The 26,294-nt window shown below is 68.8% G+C and carries 21 protein-coding genes and 1 pseudogene; 7 read left to right on the plus strand and 15 right to left on the minus strand.

Translation table 11 applies throughout. The features are described 5' to 3' along the window. Positions 1–10: 10 nt before the first annotated feature. From N440_RS19420 to N440_RS19430, 3 genes are all read right to left on the minus strand, one after another. Complete coding sequence (locus tag N440_RS19420; RefSeq protein ID WP_053451211.1) at positions 11–1,438, minus strand: amino acid permease; 1,428 nt, start codon at positions 1,436–1,438, stop codon at positions 11–13. A 245-nt stretch (positions 1,439–1,683) separates the two neighbouring features. Continuing rightward, entirely contained in the window at positions 1,684–2,313 is a 630-nt protein-coding gene (leuE, locus tag N440_RS19425) for a leucine efflux protein LeuE (RefSeq protein WP_133936339.1), read from the minus strand. Between the two features lie 15 nt (positions 2,314–2,328). After that, on the minus strand, positions 2,329–3,300 hold the full coding sequence (locus N440_RS19430) for a LysR family transcriptional regulator (RefSeq protein WP_133936340.1): 972 nt from the start codon (positions 3,298–3,300) through the stop codon (positions 2,329–2,331). 91 nt (positions 3,301–3,391) lie between these two features. On the opposite strand from N440_RS19430, the gene N440_RS19435 reads away from it, so the two are divergent. After that, a complete protein-coding gene (locus tag N440_RS19435; RefSeq protein ID WP_133936341.1) occupies positions 3,392–4,399 on the plus strand; it encodes a zinc-binding alcohol dehydrogenase family protein in 1,008 nt (335 codons plus the stop codon). A gap of 27 nt (positions 4,400–4,426) precedes the next feature. Here N440_RS19435 and N440_RS19440 read toward each other — a convergent pair whose 3' ends face one another. Continuing rightward, positions 4,427–5,032 carry a glutathione S-transferase N-terminal domain-containing protein gene (locus N440_RS19440; protein ID WP_133936342.1) on the minus strand — a complete coding sequence of 202 codons (606 nt, stop codon included), beginning with the start codon at positions 5,030–5,032 and terminating at the stop codon, positions 4,427–4,429. A gap of 44 nt (positions 5,033–5,076) precedes the next feature. On the opposite strand from N440_RS19440, the gene rmuC reads away from it, so the two are divergent. The 3 genes from rmuC (at position 5,077) to N440_RS19455 (ending at position 7,786) form a co-directional block, all read left to right on the plus strand. Continuing rightward, positions 5,077–6,633, plus strand: a complete 1,557-nt coding sequence (gene rmuC / locus N440_RS19445) for a DNA recombination protein RmuC (protein WP_133936343.1) — start codon at positions 5,077–5,079, stop codon at positions 6,631–6,633. 71 nt (positions 6,634–6,704) lie between these two features. Further along, positions 6,705–7,103 carry a hypothetical protein gene (locus N440_RS19450; RefSeq protein ID WP_133936344.1) on the plus strand — a complete coding sequence of 133 codons (399 nt, stop codon included), beginning with the start codon at positions 6,705–6,707 and terminating at the stop codon, positions 7,101–7,103. Between the two features lie 137 nt (positions 7,104–7,240). Next, on the plus strand, positions 7,241–7,786 hold the full coding sequence (locus N440_RS19455; protein WP_133936345.1) for a glutathione peroxidase: 546 nt from the start codon (positions 7,241–7,243) through the stop codon (positions 7,784–7,786). A gap of 100 nt (positions 7,787–7,886) precedes the next feature. On the opposite strand, the gene N440_RS19460 is transcribed toward N440_RS19455, so the two are convergent. The 6 genes and pseudogenes from N440_RS19460 to N440_RS19485 all read right to left on the minus strand — a co-directional run bounded on the left by N440_RS19460 (position 7,887) and on the right by N440_RS19485 (position 11,986). Continuing rightward, positions 7,887–8,903, minus strand: a complete 1,017-nt coding sequence (locus N440_RS19460) for a VacJ family lipoprotein (protein ID WP_133936346.1) — start codon at positions 8,901–8,903, stop codon at positions 7,887–7,889. A 1-nt stretch (position 8,904) separates the two neighbouring features. Beyond that, on the minus strand, positions 8,905–9,216 hold the full coding sequence (locus N440_RS19465; RefSeq protein WP_008266246.1) for an STAS domain-containing protein: 312 nt from the start codon (positions 9,214–9,216) through the stop codon (positions 8,905–8,907). After that, a complete protein-coding gene (locus tag N440_RS19470) occupies positions 9,206–9,868 on the minus strand; it encodes an ABC transporter substrate-binding protein (protein ID WP_133936347.1) in 663 nt (220 codons plus the stop codon). The genes N440_RS19465 and N440_RS19470 overlap by 11 nt, the downstream gene beginning before the upstream one ends. Before the next feature lie 56 nt (positions 9,869–9,924). Further along, positions 9,925–10,389, minus strand: a pseudogene (gene mlaD / locus N440_RS19475) (outer membrane lipid asymmetry maintenance protein MlaD); the annotation flags it as partial. Positions 10,390–10,448: 59 nt separating this feature from the next. Beyond that, positions 10,449–11,198: an MlaE family lipid ABC transporter permease subunit gene (locus N440_RS19480; protein WP_005414955.1), complete on the minus strand. Its 750-nt coding sequence runs from the start codon at positions 11,196–11,198 to the stop codon at positions 10,449–10,451. Further along, on the minus strand, positions 11,198–11,986 hold the full coding sequence (locus tag N440_RS19485) for an ATP-binding cassette domain-containing protein (protein ID WP_040009260.1): 789 nt from the start codon (positions 11,984–11,986) through the stop codon (positions 11,198–11,200). Before N440_RS19485 ends, N440_RS19480 begins: the two co-directional genes overlap by 1 nt. Positions 11,987–12,175: 189 nt before the next feature. Here N440_RS19485 and recC point away from each other — a divergent pair, with 189 nt between their 5' ends. Genes recC through recD form a run of 3 tightly spaced genes read left to right on the plus strand, consistent with a single transcriptional unit; the run spans position 12,176 to position 21,077 of the window. Next, complete coding sequence (gene recC / locus N440_RS19490; protein ID WP_133936348.1) at positions 12,176–15,523, plus strand: exodeoxyribonuclease V subunit gamma; 3,348 nt, start codon at positions 12,176–12,178, stop codon at positions 15,521–15,523. Next, positions 15,520–19,200 (plus strand): exodeoxyribonuclease V subunit beta, encoded by a 3,681-nt coding sequence (gene recB / locus N440_RS19495; RefSeq protein WP_133936349.1) that lies wholly within the window; start codon positions 15,520–15,522, stop codon positions 19,198–19,200. The genes recC and recB overlap by 4 nt, the downstream gene beginning before the upstream one ends. After that, the gene (gene recD / locus N440_RS19500) at positions 19,197–21,077 is read left to right on the plus strand and encodes an exodeoxyribonuclease V subunit alpha (RefSeq protein WP_133936350.1); all 1,881 of its coding nucleotides are present in this window, start codon (positions 19,197–19,199) and stop codon (positions 21,075–21,077) included. The genes recB and recD overlap by 4 nt, the downstream gene beginning before the upstream one ends. A gap of 110 nt (positions 21,078–21,187) precedes the next feature. Here recD and N440_RS19505 read toward each other — a convergent pair whose 3' ends face one another. The 5 genes from N440_RS19505 to N440_RS19525 form a co-directional block, all read right to left on the minus strand. Next, positions 21,188–21,583 carry a hypothetical protein gene (locus N440_RS19505; RefSeq protein ID WP_133936351.1) on the minus strand — a complete coding sequence of 132 codons (396 nt, stop codon included), beginning with the start codon at positions 21,581–21,583 and terminating at the stop codon, positions 21,188–21,190. 61 nt (positions 21,584–21,644) lie between these two features. Next, positions 21,645–23,684, minus strand: coding sequence for an FUSC family protein (locus tag N440_RS19510; RefSeq protein WP_133936352.1), 2,040 nt, complete (start codon positions 23,682–23,684; stop codon positions 21,645–21,647). A 3-nt stretch (positions 23,685–23,687) separates the two neighbouring features. After that, positions 23,688–25,148 (minus strand): efflux transporter outer membrane subunit, encoded by a 1,461-nt coding sequence (locus N440_RS19515; protein WP_133936353.1) that lies wholly within the window; start codon positions 25,146–25,148, stop codon positions 23,688–23,690. Then, entirely contained in the window at positions 25,145–26,062 is a 918-nt protein-coding gene (locus N440_RS19520) for an HlyD family secretion protein (RefSeq protein WP_166671587.1), read from the minus strand. Before N440_RS19520 ends, N440_RS19515 begins: the two co-directional genes overlap by 4 nt. Beyond that, positions 26,059–26,268: a DUF1656 domain-containing protein gene (locus N440_RS19525; RefSeq protein WP_025875651.1), complete on the minus strand. Its 210-nt coding sequence runs from the start codon at positions 26,266–26,268 to the stop codon at positions 26,059–26,061. The genes N440_RS19520 and N440_RS19525 overlap by 4 nt, the downstream gene beginning before the upstream one ends. Positions 26,269–26,294 lie beyond the last annotated feature (26 nt).

A 26,294-nucleotide genomic window follows, 5' to 3' on the forward strand; every position in this document is an offset into this window, starting at 1 on the left:
AATGCGGCCCTTATTTCGCGATCAGCGCGTGGCGGCGGCTGTACAGGAAGTACAGCACCAGGCCGGCCACGTTCCACAGCAGGAAGTACAGCTGGGTGCGGTGCGGCAGGCTGATGAACAGGTAGATGCAGCCCAGTGCCGCCAGCGGGCCGACCACGAAGGCCAGCGGGGTGCGGAAGGTGCGCTCGCGGTTCGGTTCGCGCAGGCGCAGCACCACCAGGCAGATGCCCACCGCGGTGAACGCGGCCAGGGTGCCGGCGTTGGCCAGCGCTGCGATCTCGTCCAGGCGCGCCACACCGGCCAGCGCCGACACCACCACCGCGGTGAACAGCGTGGTCGCCACCGGCGTGCCGGTGCGGGCGTTGACCTTGGACAGCCCGCGCGGCAGGAGGCCATCGCGGCTCATCACGAAGAAGATGCGGCTCTGGCCATACAGGAAGGCCAGCAGCACGGTCGGCAGCGCGATGATCGCGATCACGCCGATCACCATCGCCGCGGTCGGGTGGCCCAGCTGGCGCATGATCAGGGCCAGCGGCTCGGCGCTGTGGCCGAACACCGCGTAGCTCATCGCACCGACTGCCGCCAGCGCCACCAGCACGTAGACGATGGTGCAGCCGATCATCGAACCGATGATGCCGATCGACAGGTCGCGGCCCGGGTTCTTGGTTTCCTCGGCGGCGGTGGAGATCGCATCGAAGCCGTAGAACGCGAAGAAGATGATTGCTGCCGCCGCCATTACGCCGTGTTCGACGCCATCAGGGCCGATCGACTTGGCAAAGCCATACGGCATGAACGGCTGCAGGTTGGCGCTGTCGAAGGCGGGCAGGGCGACGGCGACGAAGATGGCCAGCGCGATCAGCTTGAACACCACCAGGATGGCGTTGAGGGTGGCGCTCTCCTTGGTGCCGGCCATCAGCATGCCGGCCACCAGCCAGGTGATGACGATCGCCGGCAGGTTGATCATGCCGCCTTCCACGTGCGGGCCGGCGGCAAGCCAGGCCGGCAGGTGCACGTTCCAGCCGAACTGGGTGTGCACCCATTCCAGGAAACCGACGAAGTAGCCGGACCAGCCGACCGCCACCGTACTCACCACCAGCGAGTACTCCAGGATCAGGCTCCAGCCCACCACCCAGGCGAACACCTCGCCCAGCGCACTGTAGCTGTAGGTGTAGGCGCTGCCGGCGGCCGGCATCATCGTCGACAGCTCGGCATAGGACAGCGCTGCGCAGGCGCAGACCGCGCCGGCGATGGCGAAGGAGATCAGCACGGCCGGGCCGGCCAGGTTGGCGCCGACGCCGATCAGCGTGTAGATGCCGGTACCAACGATGGCGCCGATGCCCAGCGCGATCAGGTGTGGCCAGCTGAGTGTGGGGATCAGACGCCTGCCCGCTTCGTGGACGGTGACGGAATCTAGGGACTTGCGCCGGAACAGGGACATGCAGGCCTCGGAAGGGGTGACTAAGAACGACAAGTTCCCGAGTGTGACCGAACGCAGCGCAGCATTACCACTGACGGGGGTCGTGCATGGGTTGAATGCGTCAGCGATGGTGGCTCGCCATCAGCTGAAGTGACGAAATCAGCACAATTGCAGGCAAAGATCGAATTCGTCCGAGGTCCCTCCGGTCGGCAGAGCCGATTCAGCGGGCGGGCGTCCACAGCAGTGGGGTCACTGGGATGGCCGGTTCATCCATTCAGCCCCAGGCGGATACCGAAGCCGACCAGGAACAGGCCGGCCACGCGGCGCAGCGCGTCGCTGATCCGCGGGTGCTGGATCAGCCGGCGGCGGGCCAGGTTGCCGACGCCGATCAGCATCGAGCAATAGGCGATGCTGACCACCAGGATGATACCGGCCAGCGCCGCGAAGGTGGCAATGCCCTGATGGGCCTTCGGGTCGATGAACAGCGGCAGGAACGCCATGTAGAACAGGATCGCCTTCGGATTGAGCAGGCTGACCAGGATGGCCTGCTGGAAGTAGCGGCCCGGCTGCATGCGGATCGGTCCGGCTTCACCCCCTTCGTGCTTCGGGGTCCGCAGCAGGCTGATGCCGACCCACACCAGGTAGGCCGCACCGAGGTACTGCACGGCATGGAACACCAGCGGATTGGCTTTCAGCAGCGCGGCCACGCCGGCCAGGGCCAGCCACATCAGGATCTGGTCGCCGACCAGCAGGCCGGCCAATGCAGTGTAGCCGCCACGCACGCCGCCACGGCCGGTGGCGGTCAGCAGGGTGAAGGTACCGGGGCCGGGCAGGGCGAGAAACACCAGCACAGCGACCAGAAACGTCCACAGGTCCTGGATGCCCATCCACGGCATGACGGTGTTCTCTTGTTACGGGGGGCCGCCATTGTCGGCCAGCGACGCGATTGGCGACAGAGGGCTGACGGGGCCACCGGGCATGCCAGACAGCAGCGGTTGCAGGTGCTGGCGCAGCTGCGCGTGCAGTTGCCGTACCGCCGGCGAGAACTGTTTGCGATGCGGGCACACCAGCTGCAGCGGGATGCTGCTGCCGGCACCGTCGAGCAGCAGCTGCAGGCGCCCGGCCTGCACATCCTCGCGCAGGTCCAGCCAGGACTTGTAGGTGATGCCTTCGCCGGCCACGGCCCAGCGCCGCACCACATCGGCGTCGTCGCAGACCAGCGGGCCACGCACCGGAATCACGCTGCGGCGCCCTTCGACCTCGAATGACCAGCGGTCGTAGGCGCGGCCACTGAGCTGGTAGACCAGGCAATCATGCTCGCGCAGGTCTTCCAGGCGGCCGGGTGTGCCGCGGCGCTGCAGGTACCCGGGCGAGGCCGCGAGTACGCGCCGGTTGCCTTCCAGCAGGGGCAGGGCGACGTAGCTGGCGTCGTCGAAGTGGCCGATGCGGATGGCTACGTCGACCGGGTCGCGGAACACATCAGCCACTTCGTCGGACAGGCGCAGGTGCAGGCGCAGCCGCGGATGCGCGGCGCGGAAGGCGCTCAACCAGGGCAGCAGCAGGTTGCGGCCGAAGTCCGACGGCGCCGACAGCTGCAGGGTGCCGTGCAGTTCGGTGTCCTCGCCCTGCACGCGCGCCTGGCCCTCGCGCAGGGTGGCCAGCACCTCCTGGGCATACGGCAGGTACAGCGCGCCCTCGCCGGTCAGGCGCAGGCTGCGGGTGGTGCGCACGAACAGGCGCAGGTCCAGCTCGCGCTCCAGCCGCGCCACGGCAGCCGCAACCTGGCCGGGCAGCAGATCGGCCTCGCGCGCGGCCTGCGAGAAGCTGCCCAGTGCAGCCGTGCGGACGAACAACTGCAGGTCGTCGAAACGGATCATTTTCATTGCCGGAGTGAAAGTGCTGCCCGATTCTGCGCCTTTCTGCAGCGCCGCGCGCGGCGCAACCTGTGTGCTCCTTCCCCACTGGACCGCTGCCATGCGCGCCATTGCCTACACCCAAGCCGGCCTGCCGATCGATGATGCCCAGGCCCTGATCGACATCGAACTGGAGATGCCGCAGCCCGGCCCGCGCGACCTGCGGGTGGCGGTGCGCGCGGTGGCGGTGAATCCGGTCGACACCAAGGTGCGCCGCGGCGTGGCCACCGATGGCCCGCGCGTGCTCGGTTGGGATGCGGTCGGCATCGTCGACGCGGTGGGCAGCGAGGTGACCCTGTTCCAGCCTGGCGATGCGGTCTACTACGCCGGCGTGATCGACCGCCCCGGCAGCAATGCCGAATACCAGCTGGTGGACGAGCGCAGCGTCGGCCGCAAGCCGGCCAGCCTCGACGATGCCGCCGCCGCGGCGCTGCCGTTGACCGCGATCACCGCCTGGGAACTGCTGTTCGACCGCCTGCGCATCGCCGAGGGCGGCGGCGAAGGCCAGACCCTGCTGGTGATCGGCGCTGCCGGTGGCGTCGGATCGATCCTGGTGCAGCTGGCGCGGAAGCTGACCAAGCTGACGGTGATCGGCACCGCCTCGCGCCCGGATACACAGGACTGGGTGTATGCGATGGGGGCGCACCATGTAATCGACCACAGCCTGCCGCTGGCCGAGGGCCTGGCGCGGCTGGGCATCAGCGAGGTACAGCACGTGGCCAGCCTGACCCATTCCGACCAGCACTACGTGCAGATCGTGGAGCTGCTGGCGCCGCAGGGCCAGCTGGGGCTGATCGATGATCCCGGCCAGGTCGATGTGATGGCGCTCAAGCGCAAGGCGCTGTCGCTGCACTGGGAGTCGATGTTCACCCGCCCGCTGTACAAGACCGCGGACATGCAGCGCCAGCACGACCTGTTGAACCGGGTGGCCGAGCTGATCGACGCCGGCGTGCTGCAGACCACGCTGGGCGAGCACTTCGGGCGCATCGACGCGGCCAACCTGCGGCGCGCGCATGCGTTGCTGGAGAGCCACCGTGCCAGGGGCAAGATCGTGCTGGAAGGCTGGTAAGGCCGGGGTCGTTCCCGCGCCCCTGCCTCAGGCCACGCCGTTGTCGACGTGTTCGGCAAAACCGGCTTGCTGGCGCAGGCGTTCGAACCAGGCCTCCACGTTCGGCAGCGTGGGCGTGCTGCCGGGCGTGCTGCGCCAGCGCTGGGTCGACAGGCCGAGCACGATGTCTGCGAGGGTGAAGGTGTTGCCCGCCACGTAGCTGCCCGTAGCGGCGAGCTGCGCATCAAGCACGCCCATCAATCGATTCCACTGCACCAGGCTGGCCTCGGCGCGGGCATCATCCGGGTAGTCCGGGTGTTGCCGCACCCGGGCCATGAACACGTGGCGCCAGGCGCTGTTGAGGTCGCTGGCCTGCCAGTCCATCCACTGCTCGACGCGGGCCCGCGCCTGAGCGGTGGCGGGCAGCAGGTCGTCGCGCCTGGCGCGTGTGGCCAGGTAACGGCAGATGCTGTTGGACTCCCACAGCACGAAGCTGCCGTCGCGCAGTACCGGTACCTGCCGGTTCGGGTTCAGCGTGGCCAGCAGGTCCGGCGCCGGCGCCGGTTCGTGGTGCAGCGGCAGGTCAAGCCCGGCGCACAGCCACAGCACCTTGCGGACATTGATCGAGGTCGGCTTTCCGTACAGTTCCAACATGGCCCGGCGCAGCGTTTGAGACGGTGCCAGCCTACACTTGCCACATGCAAACCGAATTCCTGCTCATCGGCGGCCTTCTATTGGCCGTGCTCATCCTGCAGCTGGTCGCCCTGCTGCGCCGCCCGCCGCATGACCGCCTGGAACAGGCCGTACGCGAGGAGGCCCGCTCCGGGCGTAGCGAACTGCGCGAGCAGCTCGATGGATTCGCCCGCGCGCTGACCGATCTGTCGACCCGCACCGACCAGCGCCTGGACCTGCTGCGCGAAGCGCTCGGCGAAGACGCCCGCAAGGCACGCGCCGAGGCCGCCGACAGCCAGCAGCGTGGCGCGGCATTGATGGGACAGCGCCTGCAGGAACTGCGCGGCCAGCTGGAAACCTTTGGCCAGCAGCAGGAAGCGCGCATCCACGCCTTCGGCCAGCAGCTGCAGGAGCTGACCGGACGCACCGACACCCAGTTCGGCGCGCTGCGCCAGACCCTGGTGGACGATGCGCGCAAGGGGCGCGAGGAAGGCGCGCAGTCGCAACAGCGGTTGACCGAAAGCCTGGGCCTGCGCCTGCAGGAACTGACCCAGCGCAACGAGCAGCGCATCGCCGAGATGCGCACCACGCTGGAAGAACAGCTGCGCGCGCTGCAGAACGACAACGCGCAGAAGCTGGAGCAGATGCGCCACACCGTCGATGAGAAGCTGCAGTCGACGCTGGAAACCCGGCTGGGCAATTCCTTCAAGCTGGTTTCCGAACGGCTGGAACAGGTGCAGCGTGGCCTTGGCGAGATGCAGCAGCTGGCCACCGGCGTGGGCGACCTCAAGCGCGTGCTGACCAACGTCAAGAACCGCGGCAGCTGGGGCGAAGTGCAGCTGGAGAACATCCTCGAGCAGACCTTGACCCAGGAGCAGTACGCGCGGGCGGTGAAAGTGCGCCCGGACAGCGGTGAAATGGTCGATATCGCGGTGCGCCTGCCGGGGCGCAGCAGCGACGACACGCCGGTGTGGCTGCCGATCGACTCCAAATTCCCGCGCGAAGACTACGAACGTCTGCTGGATGCGCAGGAGCAGGGCGATGCCGAAGGCGTGCGGCTACAGGGCATCCAGCTTGAGCGCGCGGTACGCGTGCAGGCCAAGTCGATCTGCGACAAGTACATCGCGCCGCCGCACACCACCGACTTCGCAGTAATGTTCCTGCCCACCGAGGGCCTGTATGCCGAGGTGATCCGGCGCCCCGGCCTGGTCGACCTGCTGCAGCGCGAGCATCGCGTGGTGGTGGCCGGGCCGACCACGGTCACCGCGCTGCTCAACAGCCTGCAGATGGGTTTCCGCACGCTGGCCATCGAACAGCGCTCCAGCGAGGTGTGGAGCCTGCTGGGCGCGGTGAAGAGCGAGTTCGGCAAGTTCGCCGGCATCCTCGAGAAGGCCGAAAAGCAGATCACCACCGTCGGCCGCAGCATCGGCGAGGCCAGCCGCAAGACGCGCACCATCGAGCGCCGTCTGCGCGGCGTGGAATCGCTGGCTGCCGAACAGGCGCAGTCGCTGCTGGGCGACCTGGCCGAGGGGGACGCCACGGGAGAGGTCGAGGACGAGGGCAGCGACGGCGAGGAGGCCTGAGCCGCGCTGACACGTCGCCTGCACCGTCGATGCGTATGCTGGCGGCCTGTCCGTTTCGATCAGGTATCGCCATGCGCCTGCGCTTCTGTACCAGTGTTGTCCTGACCGTGTTGCTTGCCGCCTGCAGCAGCACGCCACCGGCCGTGGGTACGGCGGGGCAGGCCGGCGCGGCCGCCACGCCCGAAGCCACCGAGGCCTACCGGGAAGCACGCGACGTCGACTGCCAGGCCGCCGGTGGCACCCTGCAGCGGCTCGGCCGCCTGCAGCGCGAGCAGTGCGTGATTCCCTATGCCGATGCCGGCAAGGCCTGCAGCGGCAAGAGTGACTGCACCGGCCAGTGCCTGGCCGGGGGGGAGGTGGCCGCTGGCGGCGCCACCACCGGTACCTGCCAGCGTGATGCCAGCCAGAACTTTGGTTGCCGCCAGCGCATCGAGGACGGCAAGGCGCAGGGCACGATCTGCGTGGACTGATCGTAGTGCCGGCCGCTGGCCGGCAACCGCGTGAACGGCTGGGAACGATCGCACCATTGCCGGCCAGCGGCCGGCACTACCAGCATCGTGCGGCGCTATGCTGGTGGGCCATTCCCCGCTGTAGCCGGAGCCCCCGCGTGAGCACTTCGATCCAGGATATTTCCCTCACCACCATCGACGGCCAGCCGTCCTCGCTTGCCGACTACCAGGGCAAAGTGCTGCTGCTGGTCAACGTCGCCTCCAAGTGCGGCCTGACCCCGCAGTACGAAGGCCTGCAGGCGCTGTATGCGGAAAAGCACGCACAGGGCCTGGAAGTGCTGGGCTTCCCCGCCAACAACTTCCTCGGCCAGGAGCCGGGCAGCGAGGCGGAAATCCAGCAGTTCTGCCAGCTCACCTACGATGTCAGCTTCCCGATGTTCTCCAAGATCAGCGTGGCCGGTGAGGACACCCACCCGCTGTACCAGCAGCTGACCGCCGCCCAGCCGCAGTCGATCGGTGAAGGCTCGCTGCGCGAGCGCCTGGCCAGCAAGGAGATCCCGATCCACGCCGCGCCGGCGGTGCTGTGGAACTTCGAGAAATTCCTGGTCGGCCGCGACGGCAAGGTCGTCGCACGCTTTGCCCCGGACGTGGCCGCCGACGATGCGCGCCTGCGCGAGGCCATCGAGGCGGCGCTGGCAGCTTGAGGGAAGCGTGCCAACCAAGGTTGGCACCTACCGGAAAGAAACGTCGCCGGAAAAGAAAAACCCCGCCGAGGCGGGGTTTTTCATGCAGCGATGAAACGACTCAGTGGGTCCACTGCGGCATCGGCATCGCATCGACCGGGATCGGCGAATTGGCATCGTCATGGCCACGGTCGCGCTTGCTGCGCAGATCGTTCTCGATCTGGTAGTTGCGGCGCTGCATCCACGCATCGCGGACCAGCGAATACTCGTCCACGGCGGTGTCGCGCAGGTCGTCGATCGCCAGCAGCTGTGCGCGGGTATCGACCAGCTGCAGGCCCTGCAGGCCGATGCGGACCTTGTCTTCTTCGATGCGGCGGATCGGCGACAGCGGAATGTCACCGGCCAGGCCGAACACATCACGCACGGTACGCGGGCCGAAGAACGGCAGTTCCACGTAGCGCGAGCGACGCCAGCCCCACACCCCCAGGGTCTGGCCGAAGTCTTCATTGCGACGCGGCACCATCGCCTTGCTGGCCGGATCGAACAGGCCGCCGATACCCAGCGTGCTGTTCATCAGGAAGCGGCCCAGGCTGTCCCATGCATCGGCCCCGCGGCCCTGCAGCAGCTGGTTGGTGATGGTCACCGGCGCACGCAGGTTGCTGAAGAAGTTGCTGACGCCGGTGCGGGCGAAGCGCGGCACCACGTGGGTATAGGCGGTCGCCAGCGGACGGGCGATGCCACGGTCGACCGCGTTGTTGAAGGTATGCACCTTGCGGTTGAACGGTTCCCACGGATCGTAGGCCGCCACGTTGGTGGTGTTGCCGGCGCCGCCATAGAGGGCGTCGAAATCATCGTCGCCGCCGGGTGCGGTGGCTGCTGCGGTGTTCGCTGCATTGCCATCAACGGGCGCTGCCGGAGTGGCCGGCGATGGGGCCGTGGCAACCGGCGCCTGCGCCGCGGGAGCGGCCACGGCAGGGTCGACCGTTCCGCCATCGGCAACTGCAGCGGGGGCTTCTGCAGCGGCATTGGCCGGAACCACGGTGCTGGCCGTCGGTGCGTCGCTGCGTGCGGGCTTGCCGGCGCAGGCGGTCAGGGCGGTGGCCAGGACGATCAGGGGGAGAGTGCGTACGACGTTCATGTCAGCTCGCAGCAGAAGTAGCGTTGAAATCCAGGTCGGGCGACAGCCGGTAGGCCGCGCTCAGTTCGTTGTAGCCGGCCGGCGCGCCGGAGATCGCCAGCGGATGGCCGGCCTTGCGTGCACGTGCCGCCAGTTCGGCCAGCAGGGCCAGGCCGGCGCTGTCCACGCGCTCGACCTCGCCCAGCTCCAGCCTTGCCAGCTGGGCGGGCAGCGCCTGCAGCTGCGGCCACAGTGCGATCACTGCGGCACGATCCAGCACCCCGCGCAGGCGCAGGGTGTCGCCTTCCAGCAGTGCCAGTGCGTTACTTGCCATTGCCCGCGGGCCCGGCCTGCATGCTGCCGCTGTGCAGCTCGCTGGCCACCTGCTTGATGCCCTTCTGGCGCAGCGGGGTGTCGAACTGGTTGCGGAAGGTCTGCACGTAGGAGATGCCTTCGATGTTGACGTCGAAGATCTTCCACTGGCCGTTGACGTTGCGCATCCAGTACTCGACCGGGGTCGGCTCGCTGCCGGCACGCACCAGTTCGGTGCTGACGCGCACGCCGCGGTTGCCCGGCAGCGGGCTCTCGCCCTTCAGGCGGAAGTTCGGCTTGCCCTGGATGTTGAGCAGGGTCGAGCCGTAGCGCTGCATCAGGCTGTCGGCCATAGCATCGGCGAACAGCTTGATGTCGGCATCCGAGGCGCCGCGGGCGTGCGGGCCCAGCACCAGGCGTGCGGCATAGTCGCGGTCGAAGGTGCGGTTCAGTTCGCTGTCGATGTAGCTGCGCAGGCTGGCCGGGTTGCTGCTGAACTCGCTCCGGCGCTGCTGCAGGGTGGTGAGGATGCGCGTGCTGGCATCGATCACCACCTTGCCGGCCTGGCCCTGGGTCGCGGCTGCGGCGGGGGCGGCGGCCTGGGCCTGGGCGAGGAACGGAGTAGCTGCCAGCAGCGCCGAAGCGAGCAGGGCCGGGATCAGTTTCATCTTCATGGTTGCGGTTCCGTTGCAGGCGCCTGCGCGCCATCGTTGGGCTTCTGGCCAGCGCCGCCACCGGCGCCGCCACTGAACATGTACTTGCCGACCAGCTGGATCAGGTCCACGGCGGGCTGGGTGAAGACGATCTCATCGCCGGCCTTCAGTACGTCCGGATCACCGCCCGGCTGCAGACCGATATAGCTCTCGCCGAGCAAACCACTGGTGAAGATGCCGGCCGAGGTGTCTGCCGGCAGGTCCTTGACCTTGCTGTCCATGCGCAGGGTCACGATCGATTCGAACTTCACCGGGTCCAGGTCGATCGAGGCGACCTGGCCCACGGTGACGCCGCCGATCTTCACCGGAGCCTGCTTGCGCAGCTGGCCGACCTGGGAGAAGCGTGCTTTCAGCTCGTAGCCTTCGCTGCCCCAGCTCCAGCGCTGGTTGGTCGAGGCCACGGCCAGCACCATCAGCGAGGCCAGGGCCAGCAGCAGGAAGGCGCCGACGGAGAATTCGAGTCTGGGACCGCGGATGGCCATGTGGATTACCTGATCGAGTCGTAGTGGCCGCGCGCGCCTGCGCACCGCCGGTGGAGGGGTTAGGTGAACAACATTGCCGACAGCACGAAGTTGAACATCAGCACCAGCAGCGAGGCGTTGACCACCGCACGGGTGGTCGCCACCGAGGTGCCCTCGATGGTCGGCTCGGCGTGGAAACCAACGTAGGCGGCGACCAGCGCGGCGGTACCGCCGAAGATCGCCGACTTCAGCATCGCCACGCCGAAGTCGTCCCAGAAATCGACGCTGTTGCGCAGCGCCGACCAGAACACGCCGTTGTCCAGGCCCAGCACATGCACCGCTTCGAAGTAGCTGGCACTGATCGCCAGCGAGCAGAAGATGCCGGTCAGCAGCGGCACGGTCAGCACCGCCGCCCAGAAGCGCGGCGCCACCGCCTTGGCCACCGGATCGATCGCCATCAGTTCCAGCGCCTTGATCTGGTCGGTGGCACGCATCAGGCCCAGCTCGGCGGCGATGGAACTGCCGGCGCGACCGATGAACAGCAGCGCGGTCAGCACCGGCGCCAGTTCGCGGTACAGCGACAGGCCGAGCAGGGTCGACAGCGCGTCGGCGGCACCGAAGGTGGTCAACGTGCGGTAGCCCTGCAGGGTCAGCACCAGGCCGACGAAGGCGCCACCGACGGCGATGATCGGCAGCGAGCGCGCGCCGATCTTGTAGATCTCGCGGGTCAGCTCGGCCAGGAAATCACGCGTGGGCAGCGAACCGCGCAGCACGGTCAGCGAGAACAGGCCGGCGCGGCCCAGCGAACGGGTGGCTTGCACGAACGGCATCAGGCAACCCTCGCGCGCGGCGCGGCATCGAACGGAATGGGGCCATCGGGCTGGCCATGCAGGAACTGCCGCAGCAGCGGGTCCTGGCTGGACTGCAGCGCCTCGGGCGTGCCCTGGAACACGATGCCGCCATTGGCGATCGCGATCACCTGGTCGCAGATCGGCAGGGTCTCGTGCACGTGGTGGCTGACGATGATGCTGGTCAGGCCCAGGCTGTGGTTGAGGCGCTGGATCAGGCTCATGATCACCCCCGAGGCGATCGGGTCGAGCCCGGTCAGCGGCTCGTCGTAGATCATCAGCGGCGGGTCCAGGGCCAGCGCGCGGGCCAGCGCCACGCGGCGCGCCATGCCGCCGGACAGCTCGCGCGGCCACGCATCGGCGGCGGCCAGCAGGCCCACCGCATGCAGCTTCATCTGCACCAGTTGGCGCAGTACGGCGGTCGGCAGGCGGGTGTGCGTGCGCAGCGGCAGTGCGACGTTCTCGGCCACGGTGAGGTCGGTCAGCAGGCCGTTGCCCTGCAGCAGCACGCCCACGCTCTTGCGCATTTCCAGCAGCGCGCTGCTGTCGTGCGGGATCGGCTTGCCGAACAGGGTGACGTCGCCGGCGACCGGGCGCAGTTCGCCGGTCAGTGCCGCCAGCAGGGTCGACTTGCCGCTGCCGGACGGACCCAGTACGGCGGTGATGCTGCCTTTGGGCACCTGCAGCGACACATCGCGCAGGATCGTGCGCCCGCTCCGGTCGATGCGGACGTTGGATAACTGCACCAGACTGGAGGCGGAAGCCGACATGGGCACCATTAACGTTTTTTAGACATCGAAGGATCGGGCCCGTCGGCTGAACATAAGCAGACTGGACGGTGCAGTATTGTTGCACGACAAGGCTTGGCGCAGGCCGGGACAATCGGCGCCTGCCCCGGAACAATCCGTACCGGTGACGGGCCGACCATTGAATACTGCCTGCCGTCCTGCACACTGTGCATGATGAGTGACCCAGGCAGCGATTTCCGCCTCTACCATTCCAATTCCCTGGACGTGCTGGCCGCACTGCTGGCGCGTAACGTGCGCGCGCCGGTCGCGGGCCAGCCGCTGTTGGCACCGGAAGTGGTGCTGATTCCGCAGGTGGCGATGCGGCGCTGGCTGCAAGCGACACTGGCCGCAGAGTTCGGCGTTGCCGCCAACCTCGAATTCCTCACCCCGGGCGAGTTCGTGGCCCGTGCGCTGAAGGCCAATGTCAGCGGTGAGCAGGACGATCTGGACGCGGCCGGCCTGCACTGGCGGCTGTACCAGGCACTGCGCGACCCAGCGCTGCTGGCACAGCCACCGATGCGCGCGCTGCAGTCCTACCTTGCCGGTGGCGACGCATTGAAGCCGTGGGCGCTGGCTGGCGAACTGGCCTCGGTGTTCGAGAAGTACCAGGCCTGGCGCCGTGACTGGCTGCTGCGCTGGGCGGCCGGTGCCGATCCGGCCGATCCGCAGGCGATCCTGTGGCGCACCATCACCCGTGGCCACGATTACCGTGCGCGCCGCATCCAGGAGTACCTGGACCGCTTCGAAGGGGCGGGCCAGCCGTTGCCGAAGGGCTTGCCGCTGCGCATGTCCGCGTTCGCGACGCTCAACATCTCCCCCGACGTGCTGCGGGTGATGGCCACCCAGGCACGGGTGGGCGAGCTGCATTTCTACATGCCCACGCCCGTGCAGTCGTACTGGGGCGACCTGCAGACCCTGGCCGAGCGCCTTCGCAGCGGCGCGCCCGATCCGTTCGGGGAAGCGGCCGGCGAGAACCGCCTGCTCGAAGCCTGGGGCGCCGCGGGCCGCGACTTCATGGCGGTGCTGGGCAGCTACGAGGTGGTGCACCCGGCCGGCGAGATCGCCGCCTACTCCGACCCGGAAGAAGACACCCGGCCGACCCTGGACGAAGGCGGCCTGTCCGACAGCCTGCTGCAACGCCTGCAGCGCGATCTGTTCCATCGCCGCGCGCTGCCTTCGGGCGAACTGCGCGACGGACTGCGCAGTGACGATCCCAGCCTGCAGGTGCACGCCTGCCACACCCGCCTGCGCGAACTGCAGGTGCTGCACGACCAGCTGCGCAGCCTGCTGCAGGACGCGCGTTTCGACCCGCCGCTGCAGGCACGCGAGATCGCGGTGCTGGCGCCGGACATCGATCCCTACGTGCCGTACCTGGAAGCCGTGTTCGGCGGCCGTGGCGGCGAAGAGGAGCACATCCCCTATGCGCTGGCCGACAGCAGCCCGCTGGCCGGCGAGCCGCTGGCCGATGTGTTCGTGCATCTGTTGGGCCTGCCGGTCTCGCGCTTTGGCCTGAACGAGGTGCTGGACCTGCTGGCCAGCGCACCGCTGGCCGAAGCGGCCGGCCTGGAAGCGGTGGACTTCGACCGCCTGCATGGTTGGCTGCAGCAGGCGGGTGTGCGCTGGGGCCTGGACGCGAAGCATCGCGACCAGCACCTGGCACCGGCCGACGACGCCTACACCTGGCAGTTCGCGCTGGACCGGCTGGTGCTTGGCCATGCCACCGGCAGCGAGGCCGACCTGGCCGGTGTGGCGCCGTGGATCGAGCTGGAGGGTGGTGCGTTGGAAGCGCTGGACCGGCTGCTGCGCCTGTTGCGCGTACTGGCGGTCTACCAGCGTCGACTTGGCGAACTGCTGACCCCGGCGCAGTGGCGGCAGCGCCTGCTGTCGCTGCTGGACGCGCTGCTGCCGACCGCGCCCAGTTCGCCCAACAGCCAGCGCGCGCTGGAGCGCCTGCGCAAGCTGCTCAACCAGTTTGCCGAGGACGCTGCCAAGGCCGGCTTCAACGAAGGCGTGCCACCGGAGGTGGTGCGTGCGCACTTCGCCGGGGCACTGGGCGAGGCTGACACGCGCGCACCGTTGCTGACCGGTGGCATCAGCTTCGGCCGCATGGTGCCGATGCGCCTGCTGCCGTTCCGGGTGATCTGCGTGCTGGGCCTGAATGACGGCGATTTCCCGCGCCGTGATCCGGCCGCGGGCCTCAACCAGCTCACCGCCGAACTGGATACACCGCGGCGGCGCCCGGGCGACCGTTCCACCCGCGAGGACGACCGCTTTCTGTTCCTGCAGCTGTTTGCCGCGGCGCAGGAGGTGTTCTACCTGAGCTATCTCGGCGCCGATCCGCGCGATGGCAGCGTGCGCGAGCCATCGGTGCTGGTCAGTGAGCTGATCGATGCCGCTGCCGCCTATCATCTGGATCCGGAGGCGGCCGTGCGTGACTTCACCGTGCGTCATGCCCTGCAGCCGTTCTCGCCTGCTGCGTTCGGCGATGGCGATCCGCGCCGTTTCAGTTATCGGTGGCAGTGGCATCCGGCGGCCGGTCGCCTCACCGGCCAGCGGGGTGGCCTGCTGCCCTGGTTCGACGCGCCGTTGCCACCACCGCTCGACGATGCCGTGGAGAACGAGGTCGCACTCGATACCCTGCGCCGCTTCCTGTGCGACCCGGCCGGGCAGTTCCTGGCGCAGTCGCTGGGCCTGCGCCTGGCCGACGAGGTTGAAGAAGTGGATGACCTGGAGCCGCTGGTGCTGTCCTCGCGCGGCCCGGAAAAGCGCAGCGTGCAGGCAGCGGTGGTACGTGCCACGCTCAATGGCGACAGCGAGCCGCTGTATCCGCGGTTGCGTGCGCGCGGCCTGCTGCCATCCGGTGCATTGGGCGAGCGCCAGTTCGAAGTGGAGCAGCTGAAGACCCGTCCCTATGCCAGCGCGCTGCTGGGCTGGATGCAGGGCGAGCCATTGGAAAGCTGCCGGTATGAAGTCGATATCGACGGCGTGCGGCTGCATGGGCGGGTGGCCGATCGGCATCCCGAAGGGCTGGTGCGCCTGCGCGCCGGCACCCTCAACGGCAATGCGGTGATCCGCCAGGGCCTGGACTGGCTGTTGGCCAACGCCGCCGGCGATGCCCTGCCGTTGGTGCAGTTCCACGATGGCGGCGATGCCGGTCCGGGCCCGCATGTGCTGCCAGCACTGAGCGTGCCCGCTGCCCGCGCCGCGCTGCGCGCACTGCTGCAGCTGCGCCAGCGTGGCCTGCGTGAACCGCTGCGCTTCGCCCCCTATACCGGCTGGGTGCTGTACAACACGGCCGGTGAAAAACAGCGCAGCGAAGGCTGGAAGCAGTGGCACGGCAGCGACCGCAGCTGGGGTGAATCCAGCAGCGACGCCTGGCAGCTGCTGCTGCGCGGTGCCGACCCGTTCGCCACCGATGCCGGCTATGCCGATCTGCTGCGCAACAGCCAGGTGGTCTTCAGTGCGGTGCGCGAAGGCCGCACCCTGGGCGCCGAGGCAGGCCAGGAGGGCAGCGCATGAACAGCACCATCGCAGATGAGCAATCCCAGCGCATGGCGGGCGATCCCTACCTGGCCCTGCCACTGGAGGGTATCCGCCTGATCGAGGCCAGCGCCGGTACCGGCAAGACGTTTACCCTGGCCACGCTGTTCACCCGCCTGGTGGTGGAGCAGGGGCTGCGCATCGGCCAGATCCTGGCGGTGACCTTCACCGACGCCGCCACCCAGGAACTGCGCAAGCGCATCCGCGAGCGGCTTGCGCTGGCCGCGCGCCTGGTCGATCTGGAACCGGCCGAGGGCGAGGCGCCGGACGTGCGCTTGACGCGCGAAGTGCTGCAGCGCCATCTGCAGGGTGGCACCGAGAGCGCCGCTGCGCTGAAGCGTCGCCTGCAGGTTGCCGCCGACGAGATCGATCTGGCTTCGATCTTCACCATCCATGGCTTCTGTACCCGCGTGCTGCGTGAGCACGCGCTGGAAAGCGGCCATACCTTCGACCCGCCGGAGCTGCTGGCCAGTGACCGCGAGCTGCTGGAAGAGCTCGCCGCCGATCTGTGGCGCGTGCACGCCAATGATCCGGCCACGCTGGAGCCGCTGACCTGGCTGTGGTCCAGCCCGGATGCACTGGCCGCCGATCTGCGTGCGCTGCTGGCTGCGCCGCCACTGCATCCGTTGCCACAGCCGGTGGTGCTGGCCGATCCACACCCGGCATTGCACAGCGCGGCGGAAGAACTGTCCGCAAGCGTGCGCGAGCATGGCGAGCAGTTCTTCATAGACCTCTGCGATGCCGTCGACAACAAGTGGATCAACGGCGTGTCCTACAAGCTGGGCTGGCTGCACCCGCTGGGCCGGCAGCTGCTGGCCTGGGCTGATCGTGCCGATCCGCGCGAGCTGCTGGCCAACGAGCGCCTGCCGGCGCTGCTGCCGGAGGCGCTGGCCGCCAAGACCAACAAGAAATTCGCCGAGCGCACGCCGTCGTCACCATTGCAGGCTCCGTTGTCGCGCTATGTGGCGCTGCTGGCAGAACGCGATGCCTGGTTGCGTGCCACCGCGCTGAATTTCCTGCACCGCCTGCGCGACGAAGCCGCGCAGCGCCTGCAGGCACTGAAGCGCACGCGCCGGGTGCAGACCTACGACGATCTGATCGATGGCGTGGCACTGGCCCTGGACGGGCCGCAGCGCCTGGCGCTGGTCAGGCAGCTGCGGGCGCAGTACCGCATCGCGCTGGTCGATGAGTTCCAGGATACCGACGACCGCCAGTGGGGCATTTTCCACGCCGTGTTCGGCGATTCGCCGGAAGTACGCGAGCTGGGCCTGGCGCCGGCGCTGTTCCTGATCGGCGATCCGAAGCAGGCGATCTACGGTTTCCGCGGCGGCGACATCCATACCTACCTGAAGGCCAAACAGGTGGCGCAGCAGGCACCGGTGCTGGACCAGAACTTCCGTTCACGCCCGGCCGTGCTGCGCGCCCTGCAGGCGTTGTACGACAACGGCGGCGAAGACGCGTTCCTCGAGCGCGACATCCAGTTCGAACCTGTGCGCCCCGGTGGCGTGCGCATCGATGCGGACTACCTGCGCGACGGCCGCGCCGCCGTGGCACTGACCCTGCGCGTGCTGCGCAGTGGCGGCGACAAGGCGATGAGTGCCGACGCTTCGCGTGATGCAGCGACCCAGGCCTGCGTGGCCGCGATCCACCAGACCCTGGTCGATGCGCGCGCCGGCAACGCCGTGTTGCGTGGGCGCGCCGTGCAGCCGGGCGACATCGCGGTACTGGTGCGCTCGCACCGCGAGGCGACGCTGGTGCAGCGCGCGCTGGCAGCGGTCGGCATTCCGGCAGTGGCAGCGGGCAAGCAGAGCCTGTTCGCCACCAGCGAGGCACGTGATCTGCGCGCGCTGCTGCTGGCACTGCTGCAACCGGCCGATGAAGGGCGTCTGCGCGCAGCGCTGGCGACCGTGCTGCTTGGCCAGCGGGCGAGCGAGATCGCGGCGATGGAACGCGAGGGCGACCTGCAACGTGGGTTCCAGGCGCAGCTGCTGCACTGGCGCGAGCGCTGGCAACGCGGTGGACCGTTCGCAGTGATCGCCGATGTCTGCGCCGCGCAGGGTGAACGCCTGCTGGCGCTGATCGACGGCGAACGCCGCCTGACCAACTACCTGCAGCTGGGCGAACTGCTGCAGGAAGCCTCGGCACAGGCACTGGGCATGCATGGCCTGCTGGACTGGCTGCAGGGGCAGATGGCCAGCGCCGACCAGGATGACGAGCAGCAGCTGCTGCGCCTGGAATCGGATGCGCGCCGCGTGCAGATCATCACCCTGCACAAGAGCAAGGGCCTGGAGTATCCGCTGGTGTTCCTGCCGTTTGTCGGCATCGACGGCGGTGCGCCGAACAGCGCCTCGCACTGCACCGTGCATATGGCTGGCGAGCGCCAGCTGCACTGGAAGCTGGACAAGAACGAGGCCTGGGAAACGGCCAGCGCCCAGCGCGAGCGCGAACAGCGCGCCGAGGACGCGCGCCTGCTGTATGTCGGCCTGACCCGCGCCGAGCATGCGCTGTGGATTGCGGTGGGCGATCTGGCCGGGTTGGCAAAGACGCGGCTCGCGCCGTTGCTGGGGGACCTGCAGGCGCTGCGCGCCCATGCCGATGTGCACATTGATGACAGCGAAGCGCTCGCTACATTGCCGCAGCTCGCCGCCGAAGTGGAGGGCGAGCTGCCCGCGGTGCGTGCACTGACCCGGCGCGTGCCGCACGACTGGTGGGTATACAGCTTCACCCAGCTGGCGCACGCCGATGCCGGTGCCGGCAGTGATATCGAAGCTGCCGCCACCGAACTGCCGGCGCCTGCCGCCGACGAACCGGCGGGCCCGGAACTGCCGCTGGAACCGGCGCTGCCGGAGCCCGCTGCGGCCGCCGAGGACAGCACACCGATCGATCCGCGCTTCATGGGCAGCCGCTTCGGCAACGTGCTGCACGAAGCGATGGAGAACGTCGACTTCGCCGCCTGGGGTGATTGGCAGCCCGGCCTGGAAGCCCCTGAGGGGCAGGCCGAGGTACTGCGCAAGGCGCTGCACGACGAGGGCTACGCTGATGCCGACCTTGAGGATGGCGTGGCCGTACTGGTGCCGCTGGTCGGTCACACGCTGACCGTGCCGCTGCCCGAAGGCGGGGCGCTGTACAGCCTGGATGAAGGCGAGCGCCGTGCGGAAATCGACTTCCATTTCGCCATCGAGCCGACCGCGGTGCCGGCGCTGTTGCAGGTGCTGCACGCACATGGGGTTTCCAGCGCGCGCCGCGGTTTTGGCCAGCGCCGTCGGCTGGAAGGGCTGATGACCGGCATGATCGACCTCACCTACGTGCGCGATGGGCGCTGGTACGTGCTCGACTACAAGTCCAACCGCCTGCCCGGTTACAGCCCGGACCTGCTGGCCATTGCCATGCGCCACAGCGAGTACGACCTGCAGGCGCTGATCTATACGGTGGCGCTGCATCGCTGGCTGCGTTTCCGCCTGGGTGCGGCCTATGACTACGAGCGCGACATGGGCGGCATCCGCTACCTGTTCTGCCGCGGCCTGGATGCCGCCGGCAACGGCGTGCATGTGGACCGCTTCCCGCTGGCGCTGGTCGATGCACTCGACGCGTTGTTCGCCGGAGGCGAGCAGGCCCAGGCCGAGCTGGCCGCACGTGCCCGTGGAGCCAGCGCATGAGCCTGCTGAAGGAACTGCACCAGAAGGGCCAGCTGCGCACCCTCGACCATGCGTTGGCGACCAGCCTGCAACGACTGCGCGACGACACGCCCGAGAGCGTGGCGCTGGCGGCCGCGCTGGCCTCACTGGCGGTATCGCAAGGCCATGCCGCGTTCGACCCCACGCAACCACAGCGGCTGCTGGAAGGCGTGCCCGAGTGGCCTGCCGCGCAGGACTGGTTGGCGCAGCTGCGTGCGTCGCCGTGGGTGGCGGCACCGGAGCAGGCCGATGCCATCGCCGAGGATGCGCCGCTGGTGCTGGAAAACGGCCTGCTCTACCTGCGCCGCTACCGCGAGTACGAGCGTCAGCTGGCGGCCGGCCTGCAGCGTATCGGCCGGCATCCGCTGCCGGCACCGGACATGGCCGCGCTGGCACCGTTGTTCGCGCAGCTGTTCCCGCAGGCATCGGGCAGCGAGGATCACCAGGCACGCGCCGCCGGCGTGACCCTGCGCCATCCACTGGCGCTGGTCACCGGCGGCCCCGGCACCGGCAAGACCACCACCATCGCGCGCCTGTTGCTGCTGCTGGCCGCACAGGCCCGGCACGCTGGCCAGCCGCTGCCCGAGGTGGCGTTGGCCGCGCCCACCGGGCGCGCCGCCGAGCGCATGGCCGAGAGCCTGCGCGTCGCCGTGCAGCGCCTGCAGGCACAAGGGCTGGACCCGGTGCTGTGCGCGGCATTGCCCAGTACTGGCACCACCCTGCATCGCCTGCTCGGGGTAATTCCCGATTCACCGCGCTTCCGCCACCACGCCGACAATCCGCTGCCGGTGGACGTAGTGGTGGTCGACGAAGCGTCGATGATCGATCTGCCGATGATGGCCAAGCTGGTCGATGCGATCGCCAGTGGCACCCGGCTGATCCTGCTTGGCGACCCCGATCAGCTGCCGTCGGTCGAGGCGGGCGACGTGCTCAGCGCGATCCTGCGTGCCAGCGGCGATGGCATCGGCACCCGTGCCGACGATGCGCAGGCCTTGCATGGCCTGCTGGCGCCGGCCACGTTGCAGCCGCAGGCTGCACCACGCGCTTTTGCCGGGCGCCGCGTGCAGCTGCAGCGCGGTTACCGGCAGAGTGATGCACTGGACCTGGCACCGCTGGCGCATGCCGTGCGTGAAGGTGACAGCAGCACCGCGCTGCAGCTGCTGCGCAGTGGTGAACTGGCCGGCGTGCGTTTCCACGAGGGCGAGGCTGACCCGTTGCGTGGCCAGCGCGAGCATCTGATCGGTCACTGGCGTGCGTTGGCCGACGCGGCTGATCCGGTGCTTGCCCTGCAGCAGGCCGGTCGCCTGCGCGTGCTGACCGCACTGCGCGAAGGCCCGCAGGGCGCACGCGGGCTCAACAGCCGCATTGAACAGCTGCTGGCCGGCAATACGCCGGGCTATTTCCAGGGCCGGCTGCTGCTGGTCACCGAGAACAGCTACCGTCATCGCCTGTTCAATGGCGATATCGGCATCTGCCTGCGCGATGGCAGCGGCGCGATGGTGGCCTGGTTCCCCGGAGACACCGTTGACCAGCCACGCGCCTTCCACCCGGCCGCACTGCCCGCGCACGAAAGCGCCTTCGCGATGACCGTGCACAAGGCGCAGGGTTCGGAGTTCGACGAAGTGTGGTTGCAGCTGCCGCGCCAGGACAGCCGCGTGCTGTCGCGCGAACTGGTCTACACCGGCCTGACCCGAGCCCGCCAGGTCCTGCATGTCGCGGGCAGCGCCGACGTGCTGCAGGCCGCGTTGAAGCGTCATGCCAGCCGGTTGGGAGGGCTGGCCTGGCGGCTGGGCGCGGAAGACGCGGCCGAACAACCAACGCGCATCGAACAGCCCACGGTGCAGGGCACGCTGTTCTGACGCGGGCGCGATGCGCTTACTGTAGAGCCAAGCCATGCTCGGCTGATGGACCCCGGAGTCGAGCATGGCTGGACTCTACAGAAGCGCGCTTCGATCGTTTCGGCGTGGATCTACGCGATCAGGACCAGGCCATCGGGGAACACGATCGCCGCTTCATCGGCGCTCACATCAAAGAAGCCCACACCGTGCTTCTCGGCCAGATCCTGCACCCGGCCATGCGCATGCTCGGCCACCGTGTACGCGAACGCGCCGTAGATCACCTGACTACCGATGCTGTACTCGGTCACCTCGGCACGATCATCGTCGTCATTGCTCAACGGCCCGTTCATTGGCGGGAATTCCTGTGCCATCTCCGCGAACCACGCCTGCAGTGCCGGGCTGCTGACCGCCGGGTCATCGTACTCGTGGCGCTCGTTCCACTGGGTCTGCTTCTCGAACCAGGCGATGAAAGCCGCGGCCTCGCGTGGGGCGACGCTCGCCTCGAACACCATCATGTCGTAACTCATTGAACCGTCCTGTTGCCATGGCGAAAGGCCGCCGGGAATGGCCCGGCACTGCCGAGCATTATCAGGCCGATGCAACGCCGGCGTCCGCCCACCCTGGCGCCAATGCCTTCGCCTCCGGGAACAGCGCGAAGCGCAGGCCGATCAGGCCCATCAGCGCCTCGTCGCGTGCCTTGCAGGCCGCCACGCTGCCAACCCGGCCCAGTGAGGTATCCAGCCGCTCGCGCAGCGCTTCGGCGGCCACAATCGGCCTGCGCGCGGCAATCTGCCGCCGGTAGTGCGCGGCGATCTCCTCCAGGATGTGCTCGACCGCCTCGCGGCTGCGTTCGGGCAGTTCCAGCCGGGCACGGCGCAGCTGCAGGATGTTCAGGCCGATGCGGGCCTCGTTGAGCATGTCCACCGAGGCGATGTCGCTGCCCTCCGGTGTCGCAGCCAGGCGCGGTGCGAGCAGGCCCAGCAGGTCGAGCATGCGCGCGGCGAAGCGCTGGCGGTCCTGCTGGCCGCGGCCTTCGGCGGCTTCGGCCAGCGTGGTCCAGCCCTGCCGTACCAGCCGGCGTGCGGTCCACTCGGCACCCACCGAACGGAACAGGCGGGTCATCACCACTGCAAAGCCAATGCCGATGAACATCGCGATCGACGAATTGAGGAAGGTCTGGATGTTGGCGCTGTAGGTGTTCTGCAGGCTCAGCAGCGCGGCCAGGTTCACCGTCAGCGGCAGTGCGAACAGCGCGCTCTTCGGGTGATGCAGCATCAGCCCCAGTGGCAGGAACACCACCGCCAGCACCAGTGCCAGCAGGCCGAAGTCGTGCACGGCCGGGAACACGCCGAACAGGTACACGCCGGCCACCACCGAAGCGACCATCGCCCACACCAGGAACGACACCATGCTCGGCGCCGGATCATCCTGCGCGGCGAAGAACGCGGCGGTCACCGCGGCCATCATTGCGCCGTTGCCGCCGCCTTCCCATCCCAGAGCGATCCACAGCACGCAGTAGCTCATCAATGCCACGCCGGCACTGAGCGCGGAAAACAGCGCCATGCCGTAGTCGACGTGCTTGTCGGCGGCCACCCGTTCGGTGCGGATGCGGTAGTGCGCGCGGCCCAGCGGTGCGGTGCCATGGTCGATCGCATGCTGCAGCGTGCGGCAGTCCTGCCACAGATCCACCAGTTCCTCCAGGCGCAGCAGCAGGCTGGCCAGCTGCAGGTGCTGCAGATCGCGGTCCACCTGCGGTTTCAGCGCACTGATGCGTGCGCGCAGGCGGGCGTACTCGCTGGCGCTGGTCGGCCCGTCCAGCCAGTCGTGGAGGTCGTCGATCAGTTCCGGCAGGCCCTGCGGCAGCGCCTGGCCATCGCTGCGCAGTGCACTCAGCCGATCGGCGATCGACGACAGCACCGGCAACAGCAGCAGCATGCGCTCGCGCAGGCGCTCCATCGACACCGCCGAACCGGCATGGCGCGGATCATCGCGGCGCAGGAATTCAATCAGCGCCTCAAACTGCACCAGGTCGGCGGCCAGCCGGTTGCGTGGCGCGTGCGCGCGGCCACGTTCAAGAATCTGCCGGCACCACTGCGCGGCGTCCTCCATCCAGGTGCCGATGCGTGCGCGCAGCATCGGCCGCACCGAGGCCGGGAACAGCAGCGAAGCAAACAGCACCGCCACCACCGTGCCCAGGATGATCTCCTCGCTGCGTGCCACCACAGTGTCGAAGATGGTCTCCGGCGAGGTCACGGCCGGGAAGCCGATGAAGGCGGTGGTGTAGCCGGCCAGCAGGAATGCGTAGCCGCGCGGGCCGCGGTTGAGCAGCGCCATGAACAGACAGCCGGCCAGCCAGATCGACATCGCCGCGCTCAGCACCAGCGGCGTCTCCACCAGCGCCGGCAGTACCAGCAGGGTGGCCAGGCCGGCCACCAGCGTGCCGACGATGCGGTACACGCCCTTGGCGCGGGTCGGGCCCAGCAGCGGCTGGCTGACGATGTACACCGTGCCCATCGCCCAGTATGGGCGCGACAGGTTGCCGGCCATGGCGATGTACAGCGCGGCCACCGCGGCCAGGTAGGTCTTGATCGAGAACAGCCAGGCCTGGCGGTCGGTCAGCGCGTTCATGGTTTACTTCGCGGCGGTCGAGGCGCTGGGCGCGGCGGCGCTGGCCTGCCAGCCGCCACCCAGCACCAGGAACAGGTGGATCTGGTCGCGCGACACCTGCGCTTCGGCCGCGGCCAGGGTGGCATCGCTGGTGGCCAGGCTGCGGTCGGCATCCAGGCTGGACAGGTAGGGCGTACGGCCACCCTGGTACAGCCGGCGGTTCTGCTCGGCGGCCAACGCGGCCTGTTCCTGCGCGGTGCGCAGCGACTGCAGCCGGCGCAGGTCCTGCGCATAACGATCCAGCGCGGTCTGGGTCTCGCGCAGTGCCTGCAGCACGGTGTGGTCGAACTCGGCCAGCGCTGCATCGGCACCCGCCTCGGCGGCGTGGATGCGGGCGTGGGTGCCGGACGACGGCAACGTCCACGAGATCAGCGGGCCGATCGACCACTGTTGGGTCATCGGCGTGCCGAAGTCTTCCAGCAGGCCGGCGGCACCGAGCGAGGCACCGAGGCGGATATCCGGGTACAGCTCGGCGGTGGCCACGCCAATCCGCGCGGTGGCCGAGGCCAGCTTGCGTTCGGCCTGGCGCACGTCCGGGCGGCGCTGCAGCAGCGCACGACCATCGCCCACCGGCAACGGCTGCGCCAGGGCGGGCGCGTGCGCGCAGTCGATCACACCGGCCGGCAGCTGGCCCGGGGTCTGCCCGAGCAGGGCAGCGAGCGAATAGGCGGCCGCCGAGCGCTGCGCCTGCAGCGGCGGCAGCGCAGCTTCCAGCACGGCCACCTGGGCATTGGCGCGGGCCAGCTCCGGCGGCGTGCCGCGGCCGGCATCGATCAGGCGCTGGGTGACCGAACGGCTGCGCTGCTGCAGCTGCAGGGAGTGCTCGGCCACATGCAGCTCGTGGTTGGCGTGGCAGATTTCCAGGTAGCTGTCGGCCACCTGTGCAACCACGCTGACCTGGGCAAGATCGCGTGCGGCGGCCACCGACTGCTCGTCGGCGCGGGCCGCTTCGGCGCCGCGCTTGAGCTTGCCGAACAGGTCGAACTGGTAGCTGACCGCGAACTTGCCGTCAGCCAGGTTGATCACCGGCAGCTCGTGCTCCTGCAGGAACGATTCGGCCGACAGCTGCGCGCGGCTGACGCCGGCTTCGGCCTCGTACTCGAAACCGCCTGCGTCCAGCGCTTGCTCGTATACGGCGGCGGCACGGCGCAGATGCGCATCGGCAGCCTTCAGTTCCACGTTGTCGCGCAGCGCTTGGGTGATCAGGCCGTCCAGTACCGGGTCGTTGTACAGCGACCACCAGCGGTCGGGCAGCGCCTGGTTGGCGGCCACCTGCGGGTTCTGGGTGTCAATGAAGGCCGCATTGGCCTGCGGGCGCTTGAACGCCGAACCGTCCGGCAGGGCGTAATCCGGGCCGACGGTCCTGCACGCGGCCACGCTGGCCAGCGCGACGATCAGGCCGAGACGGGGCAGGGTGGCGTTCACAGGCCCGCCTGTGTCGGCGCGGTGCCGGCCTTGTCTGCGTGCTTCGTGCTGCTGGTCTGGACGGTCACCGTGGCGGTGCGGCCGGCGATCAGTTCCACGCCCTCGGGCACCTCGTCGATGCTGATGCGCACCGGGATACGCTGCGCCAGCCGCACCCAGTCGAAGGCCGGGGTCACGTTCGGCAGCAGGCTGCTGCCGTTGCTGCGGTAGCGGTCCTCGATGCCGGCAGCGATGCTCTCGACATGGCCGCGCAGCGGGGTCGATTCGCCCATCAGGCGGATGTCGACGCTCTGCCCCGGCGCCACGCCGCGCAGGCGGGTTTCCTCGAAGTAGCCATCAATGCGGAACGAGCCGGTATCCAGCAGCGCCAGTACCGGCTTGCCGGCCACCACGTAGTCGCCCACGCGCAGGGTGCGGTCGTTGACCCGGCCATCGGCCGGTGCGCGCACCTCGGTGCGGCCCAGGTTGAGTTCGGCCAGGTCGACCGCAGCCTGTGCGGTGGCCAGCGCGGCCTGTGCAGCCTGCAGCTTGGCGCGGCGCACTTCGGCGTCCTCGGCGGCGACCAGGTCCTGCAGGCTGCGGTCGCGGCCGATCTCGCGGCGCAGCTGCGCCACCGAGGCCTGGCGCTCGGCCAGGCTGGCCTTGGCCTGCTCCAGCGCGATGCGGTAGCGCGCGCGGTCGACCACGAACAACAGGTCGCCCTTCTTCACGGCCTGGTTGTCGGCCACGTCCACCGTTTCCACCAGCCCGGACACATCAGGCGCCATCTGCACCACGTCGGCGCCGACATGGGCGTCGCGGGTCCACGGCTCATCCATGTAATAGACCCACAGCTGGCGCAGCACCAGCAGGGCCACGATCACGGCTGCGCTGGTGAGCAGCACCGGCAGGGTCTTCTTCACGATCTTGTTCACGATTGCATCCAACGCAGGAGGTGGAACAGCAGGCCAAGCACGATCCCGTACAGCGCCAGGTTGAACAGCGCCGGGTGCCATACATGGCGGTAGGCGCCGGCACGCTGCAGCAGCGCGTGCAGGCCGCTGTTGACCAGATAGGCCAACACCATCAACCCGAGCAGGGTCGGGACGAACACTCCGTGGAGACTGAATTCACCGGGCATCGGTAGGGGCGGGGCAAGGTGGGGGA

Origin of the sequence: Stenotrophomonas sp. CC22-02, assembly GCF_004365115.1 — a bacterium.
Classification (GTDB): Bacteria; Pseudomonadota; Gammaproteobacteria; order Xanthomonadales; family Xanthomonadaceae; genus Stenotrophomonas; species Stenotrophomonas forensis.

Excerpts from the sequence above, each read along its gene's own strand:
- N440_RS19460 (WP_133936346.1), bottom strand. The coding sequence starts at position 8,903 with ATGAACGTCGTACGCACTCTCCCCCTGATCGTCCTGGCCACCGCCCTG.
- N440_RS19435 (WP_133936341.1), top strand. The coding sequence starts at position 3,392 with ATGCGCGCCATTGCCTACACCCAAGCCGGCCTGCCGATCGATGATGCC.
- N440_RS19505 (WP_133936351.1), bottom strand. The coding sequence starts at position 21,583 with ATGAGTTACGACATGATGGTGTTCGAGGCGAGCGTCGCCCCACGCGAG.
- N440_RS19440 (WP_133936342.1), bottom strand. The coding sequence starts at position 5,032 with ATGTTGGAACTGTACGGAAAGCCGACCTCGATCAATGTCCGCAAGGTG.
- N440_RS19465 (WP_008266246.1), bottom strand. The coding sequence starts at position 9,216 with ATGGCAAGTAACGCACTGGCACTGCTGGAAGGCGACACCCTGCGCCTG.
- recB (WP_133936349.1), top strand. The coding sequence starts at position 15,520 with ATGAACAGCACCATCGCAGATGAGCAATCCCAGCGCATGGCGGGCGAT.
- N440_RS19470 (WP_133936347.1), bottom strand. The coding sequence starts at position 9,868 with ATGAAGATGAAACTGATCCCGGCCCTGCTCGCTTCGGCGCTGCTGGCA.
- recD (WP_133936350.1), top strand. The coding sequence starts at position 19,197 with ATGAGCCTGCTGAAGGAACTGCACCAGAAGGGCCAGCTGCGCACCCTC.
- N440_RS19420 (WP_053451211.1), bottom strand. The coding sequence starts at position 1,438 with ATGTCCCTGTTCCGGCGCAAGTCCCTAGATTCCGTCACCGTCCACGAA.
- leuE (WP_133936339.1), bottom strand. The coding sequence starts at position 2,313 with ATGCCGTGGATGGGCATCCAGGACCTGTGGACGTTTCTGGTCGCTGTG.
- rmuC (WP_133936343.1), top strand. The coding sequence starts at position 5,077 with ATGCAAACCGAATTCCTGCTCATCGGCGGCCTTCTATTGGCCGTGCTC.
- N440_RS19450 (WP_133936344.1), top strand. The coding sequence starts at position 6,705 with ATGCGCCTGCGCTTCTGTACCAGTGTTGTCCTGACCGTGTTGCTTGCC.
- N440_RS19430 (WP_133936340.1), bottom strand. The coding sequence starts at position 3,300 with ATGAAAATGATCCGTTTCGACGACCTGCAGTTGTTCGTCCGCACGGCT.
- N440_RS19525 (WP_025875651.1), bottom strand. The coding sequence starts at position 26,268 with ATGCCCGGTGAATTCAGTCTCCACGGAGTGTTCGTCCCGACCCTGCTC.
- recC (WP_133936348.1), top strand. The coding sequence starts at position 12,176 with ATGATGAGTGACCCAGGCAGCGATTTCCGCCTCTACCATTCCAATTCC.
- N440_RS19485 (WP_040009260.1), bottom strand. The coding sequence starts at position 11,986 with ATGTCGGCTTCCGCCTCCAGTCTGGTGCAGTTATCCAACGTCCGCATC.
- N440_RS19480 (WP_005414955.1), bottom strand. The coding sequence starts at position 11,198 with ATGCCGTTCGTGCAAGCCACCCGTTCGCTGGGCCGCGCCGGCCTGTTC.
- N440_RS19510 (WP_133936352.1), bottom strand. The coding sequence starts at position 23,684 with ATGAACGCGCTGACCGACCGCCAGGCCTGGCTGTTCTCGATCAAGACC.